Genomic DNA, 21,023 nt, shown 5'->3' on the forward strand with positions numbered 1-21,023 from the left:
CGGGACAAGATGGCCGGCAGGCCGATAAGGGGCGGTCCAACAGGCCGCCCCTCACCTTCAAAACCTTACTTGCCCGGCTTGTACCAGCTGTCGAGGCCCTTTTGGAGCTTTTCGGCAGCGACGGCCGGAGTGTCCGTGCCGTTGATGACGTTGGCCGATTCAACCCAGGTCTCGTTTTCGAGGTTCGGCGTACCGCGCGACAGGATCTGATAGGTCGAGCGGACGGTCGACTTGTACGGGCCGCGCCAGGAAACGAATTCCTGAGCGAGCGGATCGCTCATCTTGACCGGGTTGGAGTTCAGGCTGAAGAAGCCCGGCAGGGAGTTTGCGTAGATGTCGGCAAACTCAGGCGAAGCGACCCAGGTGAGGAACTTCTTGGCTTCTTCCTGGTGCGTGCTCTTGGCATTCAGGGCAACGCCGATATCCGGATGGTCGGAGATGTAGCCCTGGTCGCCAGCCTTCGGAACCGGCGGCGGGAAGGCGCCCATCTTGAACTGAGCCTGCGTGTTGAACAGCGCGATTTCCCACGAACCGGCCGGGTAGATGGCGGCGCGGCCGAGCGTGAAGAGGTTCTGGCTGTCCGAGTAGGTCTGGGCTTCGAAACCGTCGCCGAGATAGGGCTTCCACTTGGCAAGCTCTTCATAAGGCTTGACCCAGTCGGCGTCGGTGAGCTTCTGCTTGCCAGAGATCAGGGCTTCGCGGCCCTCTTCACCCTTCCAGTAGTTCGGGCCGATGTTCTGGTAGCCCATGGTTGCGGCTTCCCAAAGATCCTTCGTGCCCATGGCGAGCGGGATGTAGGTGCCGTCAGCCTTGATCTTGTCGAGGGCTGCGAAGAACTCGTCTTCCGTCTTCGGAATAGCGATGCCGAGCTTGTCGAAGGCATCCTTGTTGTAGATGAAGCCGTGGATGACCGAAGCCATCGGCACGCAGAAGGTCGACTTGCCGTCGTCCGTAGACCATGCAGCCTTGGCGACCGGCGAGAAGTTTTCCATGCCGGAAAGGCTGGTGAGATCGACGAGCTGCTTCTTGTTGAAGAGTTCGAGCGATGCGTCGAACGGACGGCAGGTGATGATGTCGCCTGCAGAGCCGGCATCGAGCTTGGCATTCAGCGAAGCGTTGTATTCAGTCGGGGCGGTCGGCGAGAAGACGATCTTGATGCCCGGGTTCTTGGCTTCGAAAGCCGGGATGATCTTTTCCTGCCAGATCTGCAGGTCGTCGTTACGCCAGCTTTCGACGGTGAGCGTCACGTCGGCGGCATGAACGAGGCCGGCTGACGACAGCAGGCTGGAGGCAAGCAGCAAACTTTTCAGAGCAGTGTTTTTCATTTCCCTCTCCTGTTTTACGCGCCGCTAGGCGCTGTTTTCGGTCTGAAACAAGCGGTTGGCGTGCCTGAGGAAACACCCAACGCCCCTTTTAGAGCCGCCAAGACTGGCGGCCCTGAAGCTCTGCCGACACGAAGGACGCTAGCCTCCGGCCGAACGGTGCGCCCTCCCGATACGCTGAACCGGGCGCTTGAAATAAGCGAAAACTTGGAAAGATACCGCACGCCTCCGCGAGCCATTCCGGCTCCTGCGATCACCGTCTGCACCTTTCTCGAAACATGGCCGACGCTGTTTTTCTTTGCCGGTTTTCACATGCCTCGATACGCTGTTCCCTTTTCCGGAATTAAGGCCAAAAAAATACCAATTGTCCAGCCAAAATTAACTTCTGAACCCGAGAAAATTCATTAAAAATTTTTATCGTTTGAAATCAATAAGATAAAAACGGCATAATTCACGGTCATTTCCGCTTGGTAAATGGTATTTTTTTGGTATTGTATAAGAAAACATAAGGGAACGGCTTAACCGGAGGTCCGATGACGGAACTTGCAATCGGCATAGATGGTGGCGGAACAAGCTGCCGGGCAGCAGTTGCGGACAGAATGGGCAATGTCATAGGCCTCGGCAAGGCTGGCCCTGCCAACATCCTTTCCGATCTGGAAAACTCTCTCGTCAATATCGTCGAATCCGCGCGCCAGGCGCTGCGTGACGCCGGATTTGGGGATGAAACCGCTTCCACAATCTCCGCAGTCGTAGGTGTTGCCGGCGCCAATGTCGGCGATTACGGCAAGCGCATCGAAAGGGCCTTGCCCTTTGATGACGGTCGGGTTGTCACCGATGCGCTGATATCGTTGCAAGGGGCACTCGGCGATGCCGACGGCATAGTCGGCGCCGTCGGAACCGGCTCCGTCTACAATGCGCGCCGAGAGGGCAAGCTGCACGGCATCGGCGGCTGGGGTTCGATTGTTGGCGATCAGGCGAGCGGCGCACGCCTCGGCCGCGACCTTCTGGAAAGGACCCTGCTTGCCTATGACAAGGTTCGCCCCACCTCACCTCTGACGGAAAAGATCATGGCCGAATATGGCAATGATCCCGAGCGGGTCGTCGAATTCGCCCATACCGCCCGCCCCCGGGATTTCGCACGATATGCACCGACAGTATTCGAGGCTGCAGAGGCCGGTGATGCGATCGCAATTGAAATCGTCAGGGAGGCGGCAGATGCGATCGATGCGAGCCTCGACGCGCTCTCATGGCCCGAATGCCCGACGATCTGCCTGCTCGGCGGCCTTGCCAGACCCTACCATCCCTGGCTCGCGGATCGGCACAAGACGTTGCTGGCAGAGCCGAAAGCCGATGCGCTGCAGGGTGCGGTCGATCTCGCCGTCAAACTGATGAACGACCGGCAGGGAGGTGTGGCATGACCGATGATCTCGCCTCCATTCTGTCTCCCGAGCGCCTGCAGGCCGGCGGCACTGGCCCCCTCTATGTAAAGCTCCGCCGTACTCTGGAAGAGGCCGTCCGCACCGGCACGCTCGCCCATGGCGATGCCCTGCCCCCGGAACGCGACATTGCCGAATTTGCGGCCGTCAGCCGCGTGACCGTGCGCAAGGCGATCGACGAACTGGTAGCCGACGGCCTGCTCGTGCGCCGTCACGGCTCCGGCACCTTCGTCGCTAAGCCGGTGTCCAGGGTCGAACAGCGCCTGTCCCAGCTCACCTCCTTTACGGAAGACATGGCCCGGCGCGGCATGACCGCCCGCTCCGAATGGCTGCACAAGGGCGTGCACACACCATCGCCCGACGAGATGATGATCCTCGGCCTCGGCACGGACATCAAGGTTTCACGCCTGTCGCGCCTGCGCATCGCCGACGACCAGCCTCTGGCGATCGAACATGCAAGCGTATCGGGCGAATTCCTGCCTGATCCCTCTGCTGTCACCAATTCGCTCTATGCCGAGCTGGAGCGGCTCGGCGTGCGCCCCGTCCGCGCCGTCCAGCGCATATCTGCGACCAACATGAAGGAAGCCGACGCTCAACTGCTCGGCGTACCCGTCGGCCAGGCCGGGCTTTCCATCGAGCGTATTTCCTATCTCGGCTCTGGCCGCGCGGTGGAATTCACTCGCTCGCTCTATCGCGGCGACGCCTATGACTTCGTCGCCGAGTTGACGATCGGCGCGACCTGATTTTTCTTCCAATTCAAAAAGATGAAGCCGGAAAGTGAATCACTTCCCGGCTTCATCGTTCATTGAATCAACGACTGAGCGCGCCGCCTCAAGCGACGGAAAAGACTCCGCAATCAGGCAGCGTCTTCGATCTCTTCAGCAGTCTTGCGCGGCACGTAGTTGAGCACCGGTCCGAGCCAGCGCTCGACCTCGGTGACATCCATTCCCTTGCGCTTGGCATAGTCTTCGACCTGATCGCGCTCCACCTTGGCGACACCGAAATAGTAGGAGTCCGGGTGGCCGATATAGATGCCGGATACTGAGGAGCCGGGCCACATCGCATAGCTCTCGGTCAGCTTCACGCCGGCAGTGTTCTCCGCATCGAGAAGACCGAACAAGGTCTTCTTCTCGGTGTGATCGGGCTGGGCCGGATAACCGGGCGCCGGACGGATACCGGCATAGGCCTCGGTAATCAGGTCCTCGTTGGAGAGATGCTCGTCCTTGGCGTAACCCCAATATTCGCGGCGCACGCGCTCATGCATGCATTCGGCGAAAGCTTCGGCGAAGCGGTCGGCAAGCGCCTTTACGAGGATCGAGGAATAGTCGTCGTTCGAACGCTCGAAACGTTCGGCAATGGCGATCTCCTCGAAGCCCGCCGTTACTACGAAGCCGCCGACATAGTCCTGCACGCCGCTGTCCACGGGCGCGACGAAGTCCGACAACGCCACGTTCGGACGGCCATCGCGTTTCGAAAGCTGCTGGCGCAGCGTGTAGAACGTCGCCAACTCCTCCTTGCGCGCATCGTCCTTGAATAGGCGGATATCGTCGCCAACGGTACCCGCCGGCCAGAAGCCGATGACGGCGCGCGGGCGGAACCACTTCTCGTCGATGATCTTCTTCAGCATCGCCTGTGCGTCGGCCCAGAGTGCGCGGGCTGCTTCGCCCTGCTTCTCGTCTTCGAGGATCGCCGGGTAGCGGCCGCGCAACTCCCAGGTCTGGAAGAACGGCGTCCAGTCAATGTACTTGGCAAGGTCGGCCAGATCGTAATCTTCGAATACCTTGGTTCCGAGGAAGCTCGGCCTGGTTGGCTTGTAGGCCGCCCAGTCGACCTTCTGTGCGTTCTCGCGGGCACGTGTGAGCGGCAGACGCACCTTCTCGGCTTCGCTGCGCGCATGGGCCGCGGCGACCTTGGCATATTCGGCCCTGATATCGTCGATATAGCCCTGACGGGCGTCCGGCGACAGCAGCGAGGACACGACGCCGACAGCACGGCTGGCATCCGTCACGTAAATGGACTGGCCCTTGTTGTAGCCCGGATGGATCTTGACGGCGGTATGCACACGACTGGTCGTGGCCCCGCCGATCAGCAGCGGGATATCGAAGCCCTCCCGCTCCATTTCAGCAGCCACATGCACCATCTCGTCAAGCGAAGGCGTGATCAGGCCCGACAGGCCGATCACATCGACCTTCTCGGCGATGGCGGTCTCCAGGATCTTCGTCGCCGGCACCATGACGCCGAGGTCGATGATCTCGTAATTGTTGCAGGCGAGCACGACGCCGACGATGTTCTTGCCAATATCGTGCACATCGCCCTTGACGGTCGCCATCAGGATCTTGCCGGCGGACTTGCGCTCCTCGCCGCCATTCAACCGCTTCTCCTCTTCCATATAGGGAAGGAGAACGGCAACGGCCTGCTTCATGACGCGGGCGGACTTGACCACCTGCGGCAGGAACATCTTGCCCGAGCCGAAGAGATCGCCGACGACGTTCATGCCGGCCATCAGCGGCCCTTCGATGACGTGCAGCGGACGCGCCGCCTGCTGGCGGGCTTCCTCGGTATCGGCCTCGATATATTCGGTGATGCCGTTGACCAGGGCATGTTCGAGGCGCTTCGCAACGCTCCATTCGCGCCAGGAGAGATCCTGAACCTTGCCTTCCTTGCCGGCGGCACCGCGGAATCGCTCGGCCACTTCCAGCAGCCGCTCGGTTCCGTCGGGACGGCGGTTCAGCACCACGTCTTCGCAGGCCTCGCGCAATTCCGGATCGATCTGGTCATAAACGGCAAGCTGGCCGGCATTGACGATGCCCATGTCCATGCCCGCCTGGATGGCGTGGTAGAGGAACACGGCATGCATCGCCTCGCGCACCGGTTCGTTGCCGCGGAAGGAGAAGGACAGGTTCGACACACCACCCGAGATATGGACGAGCGGCATGGTCTTGCGGATCGTGCGCGTCGCCTCGATGAAGTCGACGCCGTAATTATTGTGTTCTTCGATACCGGTCGCGACAGCGAAGATGTTCGGGTCGAAGATGATGTCCTCGGGCGGGAAACCGACTTTCTCGGTGAGCAGCTTGTAGGCGCGCGTGCAGATATCCACCTTGCGCTGGTAGCTATCGGCCTGCCCTGTCTCGTCGAAGGCCATGACGACGACGGCAGCGCCGTAATTGTGCAGGAGGCGCGCCTGGGCGAGGAAATTCTCCTCGCCTTCCTTGAGCGAGATCGAGTTGACGATCGCCTTGCCCTGCACACGCTTCAGGCCGGATTCGATGATCGAGAACTTCGACGAGTCGATCATCACAGGCACGCGGGCGATGTCAGGCTCGGCGGCGATCAGGTTCAGGAACTCGACCATCGCCTTTTCGGAATCGATCAGGCCTTCGTCCATATTGATGTCGATCACCTGCGCGCCGTTCTCGACCTGGTCGCGGGCGACATCGAGCGCTGCCGTGAAATCGGCATTGGTGATCAGCTTGCGGAACTTGGCCGAACCGGTGACGTTGGTGCGCTCGCCGACATTGACGAAAGGAATGTCCTTGGTCAGCTCGAAGGGCTCGAGGCCCGACAGCGACATGAAGGGGCGATGCTCAGGGATCGGCCGCGGCTTGTACTTGGCCACCGTCTCGGCGATGACGCGGATATGTTCGGGCGTCGAGCCGCAGCAGCCGCCGACGATATTGACGAGGCCTTCGCGGGCGAAGCTGTCGATCTGCGCAGCCATCAGTTCCGGCGTCTCGTCATACTGTCCGAATTCGTTCGGCAGGCCGGCATTCGGATAGGCGCAGACAAACGTGTCGGCAACGCCAGAAAGCTCCTGCAGATGCGGGCGCATCGCATTGGCACCGAGCGCGCAGTTGAGGCCGATCGTAAAGGGATTGGCGTGGCGCACGGAATTCCAGAATGCAGTCGGCGTCTGGCCCGAAAGCGTACGACCCGAAAGGTCGGTGATCGTACCGGAGATCATGACCGGCAAACGAATGCCCTTGGCCTCGAAACGCTCTTCGCAGGCAAAGATCGCAGCCTTGGCGTTCAGCGTGTCGAAGATCGTCTCGATCAGGATGATATCGGCGCCGCCATCGATCAGGCCATCGATCTGCTCGGCATAGGCATCACGCAGATCGTCAAAGGTGACGGCGCGGAAACCAGGATTGTTGACGTCAGGCGAGATGGACGCCGTGCGGTTCGTCGGGCCGATAGCGCCGGCGACAAAACGGCGCCTGCCATCCTCGCGCTCTGCACGTTGCGCGGCGCGGCGCACGATCTCGGCGCCTTCCTTGTTCAGCGCATAGACCTCGCCTTCCATCGCATAATCAGCCTGCGCGATGCGGGTCGAGGAGAAGGTGTTGGTCTCAAGGATATCGGCGCCGGCCTTGGCGTATTTGTAATGGATTTCTTCAATGGCGTCCGGCTGCGACAGGATCAGCAGGTCATTATTGCCCTTCTGATGGCAGGCACAGCCGATGAAACGCGAACCGCGGAAATGGTCTTCATCGAAGCCCAAACCCTGGATCTGCGTGCCCATGGCACCGTCAAGGACGAGAATGCGTTCGCTGGCGGCCTTCTTCAGCGCCGCGAATACTTCACTGCCATCACGTTTGCCCCCTTCGGGGCCAAAGAGATTATCGAACACGGGAAGGCTCCTTGATATTACAAGATCTAAAACGACCAATCACATAAAGATATCTTTATGTCAACATATGCCTGTTGCTTTAGGGACATTACGAGCCTTGGCGGATGACAGACTCGCACGACCTCTATATAGGCGTTTTCCTAAAGGCATTGTGCACGAATTCGGAGGAGTATCATGGCACCTGCACTCGGCAACTGGTCTACCCGCGCCTACCACCGAGGCTGGCTGCTTGCGCAGGCCAACGGTCTCTTCGATTTCTTCCAGCACAATTCCATCAATCCCAAAGGCGGCTTCTACGACCTCGACGACGCCGGCAAGCCGCTCAATGCCGAAGGCCAGGTACGGCCACTCCATATTGCCTCGCGCGCCGTGCACTGCTTCTCGATCGGGACGCTTCTCGGCCGCCCCGGTGCCGCAGATGTCGTCGATCACGGCATGAACTACATCTGGGACCAGCATCGTGACCGCAAGAACGGCGGTTACTTCTGGTCGCTGGACAACAACGGTCCCGTCGATTCCAACAAGCAGGGCTACGGCCACGCTTTCGTCCTTCTCGCCGCCTCTTCGGCAAAGACGATCGGCCATCCGCTCGCCGATGGCATGCTCACCGATATTACCGAGGTCCTGAACACGAAGTTCTGGGAAACCAGGCACGGCGCTATCGCCGAAGAGTTCACCGCCGACTGGCAGCCTCTCGATGGCGGCACCTATCGCGGCCAGAATTCCAACATGCATCTGACCGAAGCGCTGATGGCCGCCTTCGAGGCGACAGGCGACCGCGATTACCTCACCAAGGCCGAAAGCATCGCCGATCTCGTCATCCGCCGTTCGGCCGGTTCCGTCGACTGGCGTGTTGCCGAGCATTTCGATACCGAATGGAACCTCGATAAGGATTACTATCATCCGAACGAAATGTTCCGCCCGGCCGGCACGACGCCCGGCCACTGGCTGGAATGGACCCGCCTCATCCTGCAGCTCTGGGCGCTCGGCGGCAAGAAGATCGACTGGATGCCGGATGCGGCAAAAGCCCTCTTCGAGCAGTCAATGGTGCTTGGCTGGGACAACGACAAGGGCGGCTTCTTCTATACGCTCGACTGGGCCGACAAGCCGGCCAAGCGCAACAAGCTCTGGTGGCCGGCCTGCGAGGGTGCTGCCGCCGCGCACTTCCTCAACGAGCACCTGCCGAGCGATTATCATGAAGAATGCTACCGCAAGATCTGGAATGTGATCGAGCGCAGCTTCATCGACCATGAGCATGGCGGCTGGCACGAGGAACTGACGGAAGACCTCGTTCCCTCACACTCGCTCTTCCCCGGCAAGGGCGACATCTACCACGCCCTGCAGGCCTGCCTCATCCCGCTCTTCCCGGCAACGGGGAGCCTGACCAAGGGCATTGGCGAAGCCGGCGGCAAGCTCTGAGGCGAAAGCCTCAGTAGCCAGGCATGGCAGGCGGCGCTGCGTTCGGATTCTGCTGGAACCACTGCACTTCCGCGCTGGTATCGTCGAGTTCGTCCTGAACATCACGCTGCTCCCTGCGGATGCGGCGCATATCGTCTTCGAGATCGTCCATTCGACGGCGGATATCGCGCCGGTCTGCATCCGGCGCATCCTTGAGCTTGCGCGACAGGTCGTCGATCTCTGCTTCCTTCGATCCGTAGTCGCTCTGAAGCGAACTCAGCCGCGACTGCTGTGAATTCTGGCGGTTGCCGAGCGTGTAGCCACGCAGAAAACCGGGCGCTGTCTCTGGCGGGCAGACATTGGAATAGCCGTGACCCGCCTGCCCGTGCATCAGCCCGCTCATCGGCGTGCAATAGCGCACAAGACCTGCCTGATAGCCCTGATACCAGATGGTCTGGTCGGGTACGATCTTCACCCGCTCGCAGGACTTGGCATGCGCGGCAAAACGCTCCTGCGGCTCGTATCCGGCAGCGCCGTCGGATTCACCGATCACCCGCCAGTCAGCGGCGACGCATTCTTCCTTCGAGAGCGTATTGCAGGAGGCGAGGAAAAGGCTGAAACCAATGGCAGCAAAGGCAAAGAGCAAACGTAACATGGCGTCCCGGCAATAACTTACAAATCCGGGCGCACCTTATCGTCACGAAATACGTCAGTCACCGGGAACGGATCGCGATCTTGTGCTTTTCGTGGCTTTTATTTGTCAGAAATGCGGCAGAATTCACGCCAGCCGCAGCGTATCGAGATCCTTCGCCAGAATCAGCGCCAAGGCTTCGACCGCGAGGTTGTGATCGTCCCGCTGCGGCAGGCCCGAGACGGTGACGGCGCCGATGCAGCCAGTGCCTCTGACGTTGATCGGGAAACTGCCGCCATGTGGCGCGTAGTCGGTGCCGGAAAGACCGTTGTCCTCGACCGTCTTGCCTTCCTTCTGCAGCTTGAGGCCGGAAGCGTAGCTGCTGCGGAAATAGCGGAACACCATGTTGCGCTTGCGGCGCACCCAATTGACGTTGTCAGGTGTCACGCCCGGCAGGGCCGCGTAGAAGACCGGCATGGAATGCAGCGTGATATCGATCGCGATGCCGAGCCCGCGTTCGGTGGCAAGCTCCTGCAAGAGCTTGCCGAGCTGCCATGCAGTCGTCAGATCGAAGGCATCGAAGCTCAACGCCTTTTCCTGTTCCGCAATACGGATCAGATCCTCGTCGATCGACATGGCACGGCTCTCCTCTAACGTGATAATCGGCTGCGACAATTCTCACGCGAGGGGAAAAAGTAAAGTCAAAACTTGGCGCTATGCACCATCAAGAGTTTTCGCCTTATGTTCAGCCGGCCGCCTGGATCGGCGCAAAACCGCTCATCGCGCCCGTGAAATGTTTCGGCAGCGGCGAGGCATAGGAGCCGCGTTTGCTGGTCGAAAGACCGAGCGAAACCAGCGCTTCCGCCTGCTTCACGGCAGCGGCAACCCCATCGATGACAGGCACCCCGTAGACATCCTGCAGTTCGCGCGCCAGATCCGTCATACCGGCGCAACCGAGCACGATCGCCTCCGCTCCATCTTCCGAAAGCGCCCGTTCGATTTCCGCTTTCAGCCTGCCGATCGCGCCAGATGCAGCATCTTCCAGCTCCAGCACCGGAATATCCGATGCCCTCACCTTCGCACGATCGCCCATGCCATACCGGCGCACGAGATTGTCGATCAGCACCCGGGACCGTTCCAGCGTCGTCACCACCGTAAAGCGTTGGGCGAGGAAACCCGCTGTAGCGACAGCGGATTCGCAGAGCCCGAGAACGGGCACGTCAGCGAAGGTGCGTGCCGCATCAAGCCCGGTATCGTCGAAGCAGGCGACGATCGCCGCATCGTAACCGGCGTCCTGCCGCTCCTTCATCTCCGTCAGCAGTCCGGGGATGGCGAGCGCGCCGTCGTAGTGCCCCTCGATCGAGACCGGCCCCATGCGCGAGGTGGCGGCGATGATCTCGGTGCCGGCGGCGGCGACCGCACGGGCGGCGGTTGCCGCCTTCTCGGTCATGGAAGCGGTCGTGTTGGGATTGACGATCAATATGCGCATGTCAGCGTGTCTTTGCCTGCCGCCGGCCGAGCATCGTCATGATGCCGAGCGCGACGAGAATGATGGTGAAGGAGAAGAGCGTCGTGACCGTGCCGAGCGCATAGAGCACCGGCGTCGTGACGTTGGTGGTCATGCCGTAGATTTCGAGCGGCAGCGTATTGTAGGTGCCTGATGTCATCAGCGTGCGGGCGAATTCGTCATAGGAGAGTGTGAAGCCGAACAGACCGACGCCGATGAGACTTGGAGCGATCATCGGCAGAACGACATGGCGGAAGGTTTGCCACGACGTCGCGCCGAGATCGCGCGCGGCCTCCTCGTACGCCGGCGAGAAGCGGTTGAAGACGGCAAACATGATCAGCACGCCGAAGGGCAGCGTCCAGGTCAGATGCGCGCCGAAGGCTGAGGAATACCAGGCAGGTCGCAAGCCGCCCTGCTGGAAGACCACGCCGATGCCGAGCGAGATGATGATCGACGGCACGACGAGGCTCGCGACCGTCGCATAAAACAGCACCGACGAGCCGCGGAAGCGCCGGCGGAAGGCAAGGCCCGCCATCAGCGAGACGACGACGGTCACAATCATCACCATCAGGCCAAGAATGAACGAACGCTGGAAGGACGCGCCGAAATCGCCGACCGCCTGCTTCTCGAAGAGATTGAAGAACCAATGCGTCGAGACGCCGTTCAACGGAAAGGTCAGGCCACCATCCGGCCCCTGGAAGGAGAGAATGACGATCGCCGAGAGCGGCCCGTAGAGAAAGAGAACGAAGACGGCGAAGAAGATGGCGAGCACATAGAATTCGAGGGAGCGTTTTTCGCGGTACATTCTAAAGCTCCTTGCGGATATCGACGACACGCAGGATCGCCGCGACCATCATCAGCACCACCACCAGCAAGACGACGGCATTGGCGGCAGCGGCCGGATATTGCAGCAGCGACATCTGGTTCTTCATCATCAGCGCCACCGAGGCGCTCTGCCCGCCGGACATGACCTGCACGGTCGAGAAATCGGCCATCACAAGCGTGACGACGAAGATCGTGCCGATCGCCATGCCAGGCTTGGCAAGCGGGATCACCACGTTCCACAGGACTTGCCAGCCGGAGGCCCCGGCATCGCGTGCCGCTTCGAACAGCGAACGGTCGATGCGCATCAGCGTGTTGAAGATCGGCGTGACCATGAAGAGCGTGTAGAGATGCACCATGGCGAGCACCACGGCGAAATCCGAATAGAGCAGCCATTCCACCGGCTGCGGCACGATGCCCATGTCCACCAGCGCCGAATTGACGAGCCCGTTGCGCCCGAGCACCGGGATCCACGAGATCATGCGGATGATGTTCGACGTCATGAAGGGCACGGTGCAGACGAGGAAAAGGATCATCTGCGTCGAGGTCTTGCGGATATGAAAGGCCAGGAAATAGGCGACCCAGAAGCCGATGAAGAGCGTCAGCGCCCAGACGATGACGGTGAATTTCAACGTATTGAGATAGGTCTTCCACGTCACCCATGAACCGAGCGTGTCGGTATAGTTCATCGTCAGGAAGTCGGGATAGATGCCGGCGAAATCATAGTCCCAGAAACTGACGACCGCGATCATCAGAATCGGCAGGATGAAGAAGAAGCCTAGAATGGCGATCAGCGGCATGGCCTGCAGATAGGAGATCGCCCATGGCGCAAGCCGGAATGCGCGTTTGGGCGTCTCCGCTGCCGGTATCGTCTGCTCTGAAGCGATCGTGGCCATGCCTGGTCCTTTCCTTCATCGAGGTGAGAAAGGAGAGGTCATCAAAGACCTCTCCCTAACCCTCCCCACAATGGGGAGGGAGAACGGTGCCGCGCCCTCGACAAGTTCCCTCCCCTTGCGGGGAGGGTTAGGGAGGGAAAGCCGCAGATATTTAAGCCGCGATGAACTCGTTCCAGCGGCGGACCATGTAGCGGTCTTCGTCCATGACGGAGTTCCAGCAGGCGATATGGCCGATACGGTCTTCGAAGGAACCGCCGTCGCGTACAGAGCCGGCCTTCTCCATGACCTTGCCTTCGGGCGAGAGGATATCGCCCTGCGCTGCCTTGCCTTCCATCCAGTAGCCCCACTCGTCGGCGGTCATGAAACCCTTGGCGGTTTCAAGGCAGGCCGAGTAATAGCCCTGGCGGTTGAGATAGGCGCCGACCCAGCCGGACGTGTACCAGTTGATATATTCATAGGCTGCATCGAGCTGCGCACCCTTCAGATGCGCGGCAAGGCCAAGACCACCGCCCCATGCGCGATAACCTTCCTTGAGCGGCTGGAAGCGGCACGCAATGCCCTTGGAGCGGACGGCGGCAACGGCCGGCGACCACATGGACTGGATGACCACTTCGCCCGAGGCCATCAGGTTGACCGACTCGTCGAAGCTCTTCCAGAAGGCGCGGAACTGGCCGTCGCCCTTGGTCTTGATCAGGAATTCGATCGTCTTGTCGATCTCTTCCTTGGTCATGTTGCCCTTGTCGGCATATTTGATCTTGCCGGAGGCTTCGGCGATCATCGCCGCATCCATGATGCCGATCGACGGCACGTTGATGATCGCCGTCTTGCCCTTGTAGGCCGGATCGAGAATATCGGCCCAGGAGGTGATGTCGCGGCCGGTCAGATCAGGACGAATGCCGAGCGTATCGGCATTGTAGATCGTCGGCATCATCGTGAACCACTGGGTCTGCTCCTTGGCGAACTTCTTGGAGTCCTGCGCCTCGACGAAGCCGACCGTGTGCGGCGCCGTGCCCTGCGCGATCGTGCTGTCCGCCTTCAGCTTGCCACTCGTGAAGATCGGCACGACCTTGTCGAAATATTTGAGCTTCTTGACGTCCATCGGCTGAAGAACGCCGGTCGGGAACACCTTCTTGCAGATCCAGTATTCGATATCGGCAATATCGTAGCTGTCGGGCTGGGTGACGGCACGCTGGGCGGCGGCATCGGAATCGGTCGCGGTCATCTCGAGCGTGATGCCGAGGTCCTGCTTGCACTTCTCGGCAATCGCATTGATGTTCGAAACGCCGGTGCCGAACTGGCGAAGCGTGATGTTGGACTGCGCCCAGATCGTCGGGAAGCCGGTGATGGCACCCGAGCCGGCGATGGCGCCGACGGCGGCGGCACCCGTCTTCAGAAGCGAGCGTCGGGAAATTCCCTTTTCCGCCTTGGTGGTTTTCGTTTCAGTCGTCATGGCAGTTCCCCTTTTCTTGATATTGAAGGTCATGCGGAAACGCGGCCAAGGAGGACGGCATCCTCCAGGGCCCAACTCAGAGCCACCGCATCGCCGACCGAAACCGGCTTTGCGAAGTAATCGCTGTCGCTTGCGATGACGGTGAAATCGTCGCTGCCAGCCCCCAAAACGGTGATCTTCACCGAGGAGCCGCGATATTCGATGTTGGAGACGATGCCGTTGAAGCCGAGGGTCCATTCGGTCGCCACCTGAAGGCGCACGCGGTCGGTGCGGATGCCGATATCGACGGCTTCGCCGACCTCCCTGCCCGTCCCGCGTACGGAAAAACTCTGCCCTTTCGGCACAGTCATCACGATCACGCCGTTCTCGCTCGAAGTGACCCGACCGGAGAGCACATTGTGATCGCCCATGAAGCGGGCGACGAAGGCGGTTGCCGGCTTTTCGAACACCTGCCGCGGAGACGCGGCCTGCTCGATCTTCCCGTCATTCATGATCACGATGATGTCGGCGAGCGCCATCGCCTCTTCCTGGCTGTGCGTCACATGTACGAAGGTAATGCCGAGCGTCTTCTGCAGCTTCTTCAGCTCTGCGCGCATGCGGATCTTCAGGAATGGGTCTAGTGCGGAGAGCGGCTCGTCGAGCAGCAGTGCCTCCGGATCGGTAATCAGTGCGCGGGCCAGGGCGACACGCTGCTGCTGGCCGCCAGAAAGCTGTGCCGGCCGCCTGCTGGCGTAGGCCTCCATCTGCATCAGCTTCAGCATGTCCAGCGCCTTCGCACGGCGCTCGTCCTTGTCGACACCCTTCATCTTCAGGCTGAAGGCGACGTTGTCGACGAGGTCGAGATGCGGAAACAATGCATAGGACTGGAACATCATCGCCGTGCCCCGCTTGGCCGGTGGGAAATCGGTGACGACGACGTTGCCGAGGCGGATATCGCCCGATGAAATCGTCTCGTGACCGGCGATCATGCGCAGCGTCGAGGTCTTGCCGCAGCCGGACGGCCCCAAGAAGCAGCAATAGGAGCCAGCCGGGATTTTCAGGCTGATGGCATGGACCGCCGTGGTCGCGCCATAGACCTTGGAAACGGATGCTATATCGATCTCTGCCGCTTTCGACATCGTGTCTTCCCCTGTTCGAGAAAGACAATGCATCTGCCGTGCCAGTTTGGTGGGCGTATCTTAAACCCTTGCAAACCAAGAATTTTTAATAGCTTCATCTGGACTGGCGAAATTTCTCGCACTTTTCGCACTGCACACAAAATGGGCTTTCGTCCTCAATTCGTGCAGAAAATCGTATACGATTTGGCCGATGCAGTGCGTACAAATTCATTTAACTTTTGAGACGAAGGCAGCTATAATTTGCTGCCATCAAGGAAACCGATTTCATGAAATCCGCCGCCAGCGCCATAAGCCAAGACGACCCTCAGGAAACGGGCGTCCCGCAGATTCGCGATGCAATCAGGGAAGCTATCGTCGAGAGGCGCCTGTCACCCGGAACGAAACTGTCGGAAAGCGATGTCGGCAATCTCTTCAGTGTCAGCCGCACGCTGGCACGCGCCGCCTTGCAGGCGCTGTCCTACGAAGGTCTCGTCAGCGTCGAGAAAAACCGTGGCGCCTTCGTCGCCTATCCCTCTCCCGATGAAGCCCGGCAGATATTTGCCGCCCGCCGCCTGGTCGAGCCCGGCATCCTTCGCGAAGCCGCCGCCCGCATCACGACATCGGATATCCAGCACCTGAAGCAATTGCTTTTGGAAGAGGGCCGGCTGATGAGCGAGCGCGGCCAGACGGCAAGGCGGGCCGAGATCAAGGCATCGGGCGATTTCCACCTGACGCTTGCAGTCATATCGGGCAATGCGATCATGCAGCGCTTCATGGAAGAACTTGTCGCCCGTTCATCGCTTGTGATCGCGCTTTATGGGCAATCGACCGTTTCGAGCTGTGGCCATTCCGAACATGGGGACATTATCGAGGCGATCGAAAGCAGGGAACTCGATCGAGCCTGCCATCTGATGCTCCACCACATCGCCCATATCGAGGCCGACCTCGACCTGCGCGAACGCAAGAGCCTCGGCCTCAAGGAAGCATTCGAACTCTAATGGTTCGGCGAAGGGATATCGGCGGCGCGGCTGATATCCTCCACGCTCATCGGCTCGCTGGAACGCAGCTTCACTTTGCCGTCAGTGCCGACAAGCACCAGCCCGAATTCACCGCTGAGTGGCCCCTGCAGCTCATCGCGCACATCGTCGGCATCGAGATCATGTCCGTCCTCGAACAGAGAAAATGCGCCGCCGCCGGCAATCGTGAAAACTTCGATATCTTCTTCGATGAGCCGCATCTGTGATTTGCGCAGCAATTCGTCCTGAATGATCGGCCTGTCGTCCTCTGCATCTGCGAAGACGATCAGCACGTTCTTTTGGCCGAGGAACTGTTCCAGCGACCGCGGCAGACCGGCCTCGTGAACGCCTGTTCCCATGATTTCGTGAAGAATGGATCTCAACATGGTGCTCATTCCTTTTCTGCCTGTTTCAACGGCTGGAAATGAGCTGGGTTCCCTGCGGGAAACAGGATCGCGGCCAGTGCCGCGATCCCGAATGCCTAATCGCGGGGTTCCGCTTCGGATCCGCGCGTCGACAGCGCGACGATATCAGGCGTGCCATTGGCAAGAAGGCGCTTGCGCACCAGAACGCGCATCACGCGCGCCGCCGTAGAGAAAGTCATCTGGTCCAGCGGCCCCTCGCCTTCCCACGGCTTGGTCAGCCGTTCGGTAACGGCGCCGACGATATTGGCCGGGACGATATCAGTGCATTCCCGCATGGCTTCGAAAACGAAGCTGATCGGAATGACCCTGCCTTCATGGGTGACAATAGGCTCCGTCAGTTCGCTGTCCCATTCCTCGTAGGCATAGAGGGCCTCACGGAACAGCTGTTGCAGGGTAAACGGGGCATGTCCGTTGTGAAGTGGCGGCAGTGCATTCATCATGTCTGTCTCCTCTGATGGATTAAGCCAGCTTCCTCAAGACCCGGCCCGGATCGACGCGGAAACAACAGCTCGGCTCCTCCCTTCGGACCGGATACACGATTCATTTTATAGAGTAACACACGTGTGATAAAGCCATTTCTGGCTGTCCGGCCGGCGCGAGGATCTAACCGATTGAAATTCATGCACACTCAAGAGCATTTTTTTGCTGCGGGATGCGATGCGGGGCTCTTTTCCTCTGTAAACCCGCACCGAATCCGGTTTCGGAACTTTTAACGGACTGACTGGTTTTTCCTAGGCATAAAGCCTGGGGAGATTAGCAATGACGGAAATTCACCAACCTGAACGCCGTAGTCGGACCCTGCGTGGTCGCCCTTACAGCCTTCACGAGTTCGCCGCCAAATATGGCTTGAAAAACGAACAGGCAGAAAGCCTCTTTACCCGCTTCGGACCCTCTTCCATAGAGCTGGACCTGCTGATGGCCGCCAAGCGCCGGCCGCCGGTATTACCGGACCACATGAGCGAATAGCCATGACGAGCGATGGCAAGAACAAGATCCGCAAGGACGCCGAAGGACAGTTCGCACGTTCTGACGAGGGCCGCCGCAACAGCGGCGTCTCCAGCGCCAAGCCGCGTGATATCACGCATTCCGACGACGCGACCGTTCATCGCACGCCGCCCGGCGAGAAGCCGCGCAAGGATTGGGCCGTCAAGCACGACGAGGCCAACAGCGAGCGGTCCCGGTCCGAATGATCGCCCGATCTCAGGGCAAAATTTCACGAAATATATCTGGAACACACGTCGGGTGAAAACCGTTCCTACCGCGAGCATGACCAAAAGCCATGCCGCCCATCGAAATCCCGGCGCATTGCCGGGTCCATCTACAAGGTGAGCTTCAGGTACCGTCTTCGGCGGGAGGCCAGCCGTGTGGATTCGATGAGGTCAAACAGCGGCTCAAGAAGGACGCAACGATGAGCAATACCTCCCGGCACGACTGGATATGCAAGCGCGCCTACGCGATTTGGGAAGCGGAAGGAAGGCCGAATGGCCGCGACGCTGAGCATTGGCTTCAGGCAACTGCCGAACGCGACAGGCTGGAGCGGACGCGCGCTTCGACCGATGGCAACGAGGTTCTTGTCAAATTCCGCCCGAAAGCCCCAGAACCTCGCAAACCTGCCGCCCAGATCGGCGAACGCCACAAGCTTCCGCGAGCGGTATGACCAGGCCGTCTAATCCAGGCTGAGTCGGAAACGGGTGGAAAAATCGCCTTCCCACCACATGGGGAAGTTGGTTCCCCACTTGTTGTTATGCAGGTTGAAACGGATTCCCTCTTCAAAATCCGGCAATCCCCTGCAGAATGTCATGAAATCCCAGCTCTGCGGGGCAACCAGCGGCGTGTCGAGCGGCTGAACGACGACAGGTCCGACATCGGCGATTTCGCCGCTGACGGCGTTGACCGCCTGCAGCTGTGCACCCCCGGATCTGGCGAAACTGCCGGCCGGGTGCCACAGCCCCATCTTCCTGAAGAGCCAGTCCTTTGCACCGGCAGGCATAAACGATAGGAAGCTCGCCTCCGGCATGCGATTGGCCGGCTTGTCGCGCAATGAGAGCCGCAATTGCAGCACACCGTCATCCGGCAAAAACTCCAGAGCCAGTTGCCTTGGAGCCCCAAATCGCTCGACTGCTTCGGCCGGCATCGACAAGAGAACGCCGCCATCGCCCGTGCTTTCGAGGCTCGGCACAAAAACCGTCGAAAGCGCCGCCCCCGAAGCGCCAAGCCCCGGCTTGTCGTGATCAAGCACGGCCCATTCCTGCCGATGCGTCAGATAGGTGTCCATATGCCTGTTGATGTCGTCAGCATCGTAGCTCTCGTAGCGATAGGCGATCAGCGAACCACTGCGGCCGGCAATCCGGCGCCCTTGCGGCGATGTAAGCGTAGCGATATCGCCCGTCACCTCATTGAGCTCGATCGACCAGCCGCCAATGGCGAGCTGCGTCTCGCGGCTCGCAGTTCCGACGAGCGCTGGCGCAAAGAGTTCCGCGAGCGCTGCCTGTGCCTGCTGCTGGTCGTCGGCATCGAGTTCGGCCACAGCCTGGTCAACATACCCGCGCTGCTCATCCCATGACGCTTCGGTATAGGCAAAACGGTAATCCGTTTTGCGGGCGGCTTCGAAATCGGCTCTCGCCCAGGCCTTGTCGTCGCGCAGATAGGATTTGATATCAACGCCGCAGGTATGCTCCGCCACCATGGCGAGCCCGCGGCCGAAGGCGAGCCTGCGCCCATTGAGCCCCTCGCCCGCAAAGCGATCATAAAGCCGCTGCAAAGCGAGAAATTTCGCCGTTTTCAACGGATCGGTGGCGCTGCCATGGATCCAGCTATCGCCCAGTTCCAGCTCCAGCACCGGGAAACGCTCACGCTTTTCCCAGAGGATCGCACCATAATCCTCCAGTGTCGCGCCGCGGATGACGGCATCGGGCTCGATGCGGTGAATGTCGCGATAGGCTTCAGCCGTCTGCGGCACGCTCTGCGGACCGATATTATCCTGCGTATGCGCAAAGCTCAGCCCATCGTCGAAACCTTCCGGGAAATAGGTCTCGCCATAAGAGCGCTGGTACATGACAACGACTTCCGCGCCATCAGGCGCGCGCCAGCGGAAAATGTCCGGCACCTCGGGCGGCGGGGAAGCCGTGTTGACGCCGAGATGCAGGAAGCGGATGCCGGCCTCGGCCAGCAAGGGCACCATGCCGAGCGTGTGGCCGGGAACGTCGGTCATCTTCGCCGCAATCGTCTGCTTGCCGAAACGGCGGTCGAGCTCCTGTGAGTACGAAAGACCCGCTCGGAAAAGCTCCGGCGACATCAGCTCGGTATGGGTGGTGAACGGCAGGCCGTGCCAGCGGATGAGCCCGCGTTCGATCGCCTGTTCCAGTGCCGCGACTTCGGCGGGCGAACGGGAATTCAGATGATCCCAGATCAGCCAGGCGCCCGTTGTCCAGATGAACTTCGGCTCCTCGGGGTTTTCGGCATGGAAATGCGCACCGGTCTCGATCGCCTGCGGGATGAAGCGCTCGTGATATTGACGCCGGACCTTCTCGGCATGGTCGGTAAAACCGATATCGAGATGGGTCTTGAAGACCAGGTGCACGCGCTTTTCTGTCATCTGCATTCCGCTAGATCAGTCCTGCCGTCGTCAAGCAGCTCTTGCGAGACACAACGCAAATGATTTTGCGCACGACACGCAATCCTGATCCCCTCCCAATATGGCACAATGGCATTTTGTGTAATCGTTTCCACAAACACCTTTGCGCTTCACGGTAACGATCCGTCAAGCATATTTGCTGGAGGAACCCCGAATACACTGGATATTTCGTCGGCCAGGACTTCGGCCATCTTGCTTCCAGCAGGCAACGCAACTTAAGTGACGACAAAATGTGAAAACGTGTTCATACGCCATTAACCTGACTGACCATGGCGATGCACGCGCGATACACCTGTCATCTTGCTGCTTTACACGACATAGCCGGGACCTTCGCCAATGGCATCTTCATGATCGAACTCACCGTCCGTGCCGCACGTTCCGATCAGGCGAACGAACGCCTTGTCCCGCGTGCAATTCTGCTGGGAAATGTCGGCACTGCCATATCCGGGCGCGCCTCTCCAAAGGCAGTTGCGTGCCATCGGGATAAAGCCGCGATCCATCCGGTGTACGAACGTCGATATCGAAGGAATTTCGAGACCGAAACAACGGCAAAGAAGCGGCTACTTCTCTTCGCAGAGTGCCCGGTGAACCTCTGTCCAGAACAAGGCGAGCAACGTATCGCCGTTGCGCTCGGCAACGAGCGCGCGGATCAGCGCCTCGGAGCCAGCCATGTCCTGCCAACTCGATCTCAGCCCTTTTGCTGCCTGATGGCATTCGGCGATATCGAACGTTCTCTTGCTGTCCATCTGGAGCCTCCCC

20 protein-coding genes are annotated in these 21,023 nt (G+C 60.0%); 7 read left to right on the forward strand and 13 right to left on the reverse strand.

Annotated features, from left to right (window positions below; all coding sequences use genetic code 11):
• Positions 1–65 precede the first annotated feature (65 nt).
• Entirely contained in the window at positions 66–1,325 is a 1,260-nt protein-coding gene (locus FHT93_RS08175; RefSeq protein ID WP_112541210.1) for an ABC transporter substrate-binding protein, read from the reverse strand.
• A 530-nt stretch (positions 1,326–1,855) separates the two neighbouring features.
• On the opposite strand from FHT93_RS08175, the gene FHT93_RS08180 reads away from it, so the two are divergent.
• The gene (locus FHT93_RS08180; RefSeq protein ID WP_183847009.1) at positions 1,856–2,740 is read left to right on the forward strand and encodes an N-acetylglucosamine kinase; all 885 of its coding nucleotides are present in this window, start codon (positions 1,856–1,858) and stop codon (positions 2,738–2,740) included.
• Positions 2,737–3,501 (forward strand): GntR family transcriptional regulator, encoded by a 765-nt coding sequence (locus FHT93_RS08185; RefSeq protein WP_112969218.1) that lies wholly within the window; start codon positions 2,737–2,739, stop codon positions 3,499–3,501. The genes FHT93_RS08180 and FHT93_RS08185 overlap by 4 nt, the downstream gene beginning before the upstream one ends.
• Positions 3,502–3,614: 113 nt before the next feature.
• Here the strand turns inward: FHT93_RS08185 and metH are convergent, their stop codons facing one another.
• Entirely contained in the window at positions 3,615–7,388 is a 3,774-nt protein-coding gene (gene metH, locus FHT93_RS08190) for a methionine synthase (protein WP_183847011.1), read from the reverse strand.
• Between the two features lie 174 nt (positions 7,389–7,562).
• Here metH and FHT93_RS08195 point away from each other — a divergent pair, with 174 nt between their 5' ends.
• The gene (locus FHT93_RS08195; protein ID WP_183847013.1) at positions 7,563–8,807 is read left to right on the forward strand and encodes an AGE family epimerase/isomerase; all 1,245 of its coding nucleotides are present in this window, start codon (positions 7,563–7,565) and stop codon (positions 8,805–8,807) included.
• A gap of 10 nt (positions 8,808–8,817) precedes the next feature.
• Here the strand turns inward: FHT93_RS08195 and FHT93_RS08200 are convergent, their stop codons facing one another.
• From FHT93_RS08200 to FHT93_RS08230, 7 genes are all read right to left on the reverse strand, one after another.
• Positions 8,818–9,441, reverse strand: a complete 624-nt coding sequence (locus FHT93_RS08200) for a DUF2799 domain-containing protein (RefSeq protein WP_183847015.1) — start codon at positions 9,439–9,441, stop codon at positions 8,818–8,820.
• 123 nt (positions 9,442–9,564) lie between these two features.
• Entirely contained in the window at positions 9,565–10,053 is a 489-nt protein-coding gene (locus tag FHT93_RS08205) for a heme-degrading domain-containing protein (protein ID WP_112541204.1), read from the reverse strand.
• A gap of 109 nt (positions 10,054–10,162) precedes the next feature.
• The gene (locus tag FHT93_RS08210) at positions 10,163–10,906 is read right to left on the reverse strand and encodes an aspartate/glutamate racemase family protein (RefSeq protein WP_183847017.1); all 744 of its coding nucleotides are present in this window, start codon (positions 10,904–10,906) and stop codon (positions 10,163–10,165) included.
• A 1-nt stretch (position 10,907) separates the two neighbouring features.
• Positions 10,908–11,729, reverse strand: a complete 822-nt coding sequence (locus FHT93_RS08215) for an ABC transporter permease (protein ID WP_183847019.1) — start codon at positions 11,727–11,729, stop codon at positions 10,908–10,910.
• 1 nt (position 11,730) lies between these two features.
• Positions 11,731–12,642: an ABC transporter permease gene (locus FHT93_RS08220; protein ID WP_183847021.1), complete on the reverse strand. Its 912-nt coding sequence runs from the start codon at positions 12,640–12,642 to the stop codon at positions 11,731–11,733.
• Between the two features lie 151 nt (positions 12,643–12,793).
• Positions 12,794–14,092, reverse strand: a complete 1,299-nt coding sequence (locus FHT93_RS08225) for a PotD/PotF family extracellular solute-binding protein (RefSeq protein WP_113016559.1) — start codon at positions 14,090–14,092, stop codon at positions 12,794–12,796.
• 29 nt (positions 14,093–14,121) lie between these two features.
• Positions 14,122–15,210 carry an ABC transporter ATP-binding protein gene (locus FHT93_RS08230; RefSeq protein WP_183847023.1) on the reverse strand — a complete coding sequence of 363 codons (1,089 nt, stop codon included), beginning with the start codon at positions 15,208–15,210 and terminating at the stop codon, positions 14,122–14,124.
• Between the two features lie 266 nt (positions 15,211–15,476).
• Here FHT93_RS08230 and FHT93_RS08235 point away from each other — a divergent pair, with 266 nt between their 5' ends.
• Complete coding sequence (locus FHT93_RS08235; RefSeq protein ID WP_183847025.1) at positions 15,477–16,187, forward strand: GntR family transcriptional regulator; 711 nt, start codon at positions 15,477–15,479, stop codon at positions 16,185–16,187.
• On the opposite strand, the gene FHT93_RS08240 is transcribed toward FHT93_RS08235, so the two are convergent.
• Both FHT93_RS08240 and FHT93_RS08245 read right to left on the reverse strand, forming a co-directional pair.
• Entirely contained in the window at positions 16,184–16,591 is a 408-nt protein-coding gene (locus tag FHT93_RS08240) for a DUF4174 domain-containing protein (protein ID WP_112541315.1), read from the reverse strand. The two genes, FHT93_RS08235 and FHT93_RS08240, sit on opposite strands and share 4 nt — an antisense overlap.
• Positions 16,592–16,686: 95 nt before the next feature.
• Positions 16,687–17,070 (reverse strand): hypothetical protein, encoded by a 384-nt coding sequence (locus FHT93_RS08245; protein ID WP_112541197.1) that lies wholly within the window; start codon positions 17,068–17,070, stop codon positions 16,687–16,689.
• Positions 17,071–17,389: 319 nt separating this feature from the next.
• On the opposite strand from FHT93_RS08245, the gene FHT93_RS08250 reads away from it, so the two are divergent.
• The 3 genes from FHT93_RS08250 (at position 17,390) to FHT93_RS08260 (ending at position 18,287) form a co-directional block, all read left to right on the forward strand.
• Positions 17,390–17,596, forward strand: coding sequence for a hypothetical protein (locus tag FHT93_RS08250; RefSeq protein WP_113145989.1), 207 nt, complete (start codon positions 17,390–17,392; stop codon positions 17,594–17,596).
• Positions 17,597–17,598: 2 nt separating this feature from the next.
• Positions 17,599–17,820, forward strand: coding sequence for a hypothetical protein (locus tag FHT93_RS08255; protein ID WP_183847027.1), 222 nt, complete (start codon positions 17,599–17,601; stop codon positions 17,818–17,820).
• Between the two features lie 218 nt (positions 17,821–18,038).
• Positions 18,039–18,287, forward strand: a complete 249-nt coding sequence (locus FHT93_RS08260) for a DUF2934 domain-containing protein (RefSeq protein ID WP_113146011.1) — start codon at positions 18,039–18,041, stop codon at positions 18,285–18,287.
• 9 nt (positions 18,288–18,296) lie between these two features.
• Here FHT93_RS08260 and FHT93_RS08265 read toward each other — a convergent pair whose 3' ends face one another.
• Positions 18,297–20,225, reverse strand: a complete 1,929-nt coding sequence (locus FHT93_RS08265) for a DUF5054 domain-containing protein (protein ID WP_183847029.1) — start codon at positions 20,223–20,225, stop codon at positions 18,297–18,299.
• 599 nt (positions 20,226–20,824) lie between these two features.
• The gene (locus FHT93_RS08270; protein ID WP_112541194.1) at positions 20,825–21,010 is read right to left on the reverse strand and encodes a hypothetical protein; all 186 of its coding nucleotides are present in this window, start codon (positions 21,008–21,010) and stop codon (positions 20,825–20,827) included.
• Positions 21,011–21,023 lie beyond the last annotated feature (13 nt).

Origin of the sequence: Rhizobium sp. BK379 (genome assembly GCF_014193955.1) — a bacterium.
In the GTDB taxonomy this organism is placed as follows: domain Bacteria; phylum Pseudomonadota; class Alphaproteobacteria; order Rhizobiales; family Rhizobiaceae; genus Rhizobium.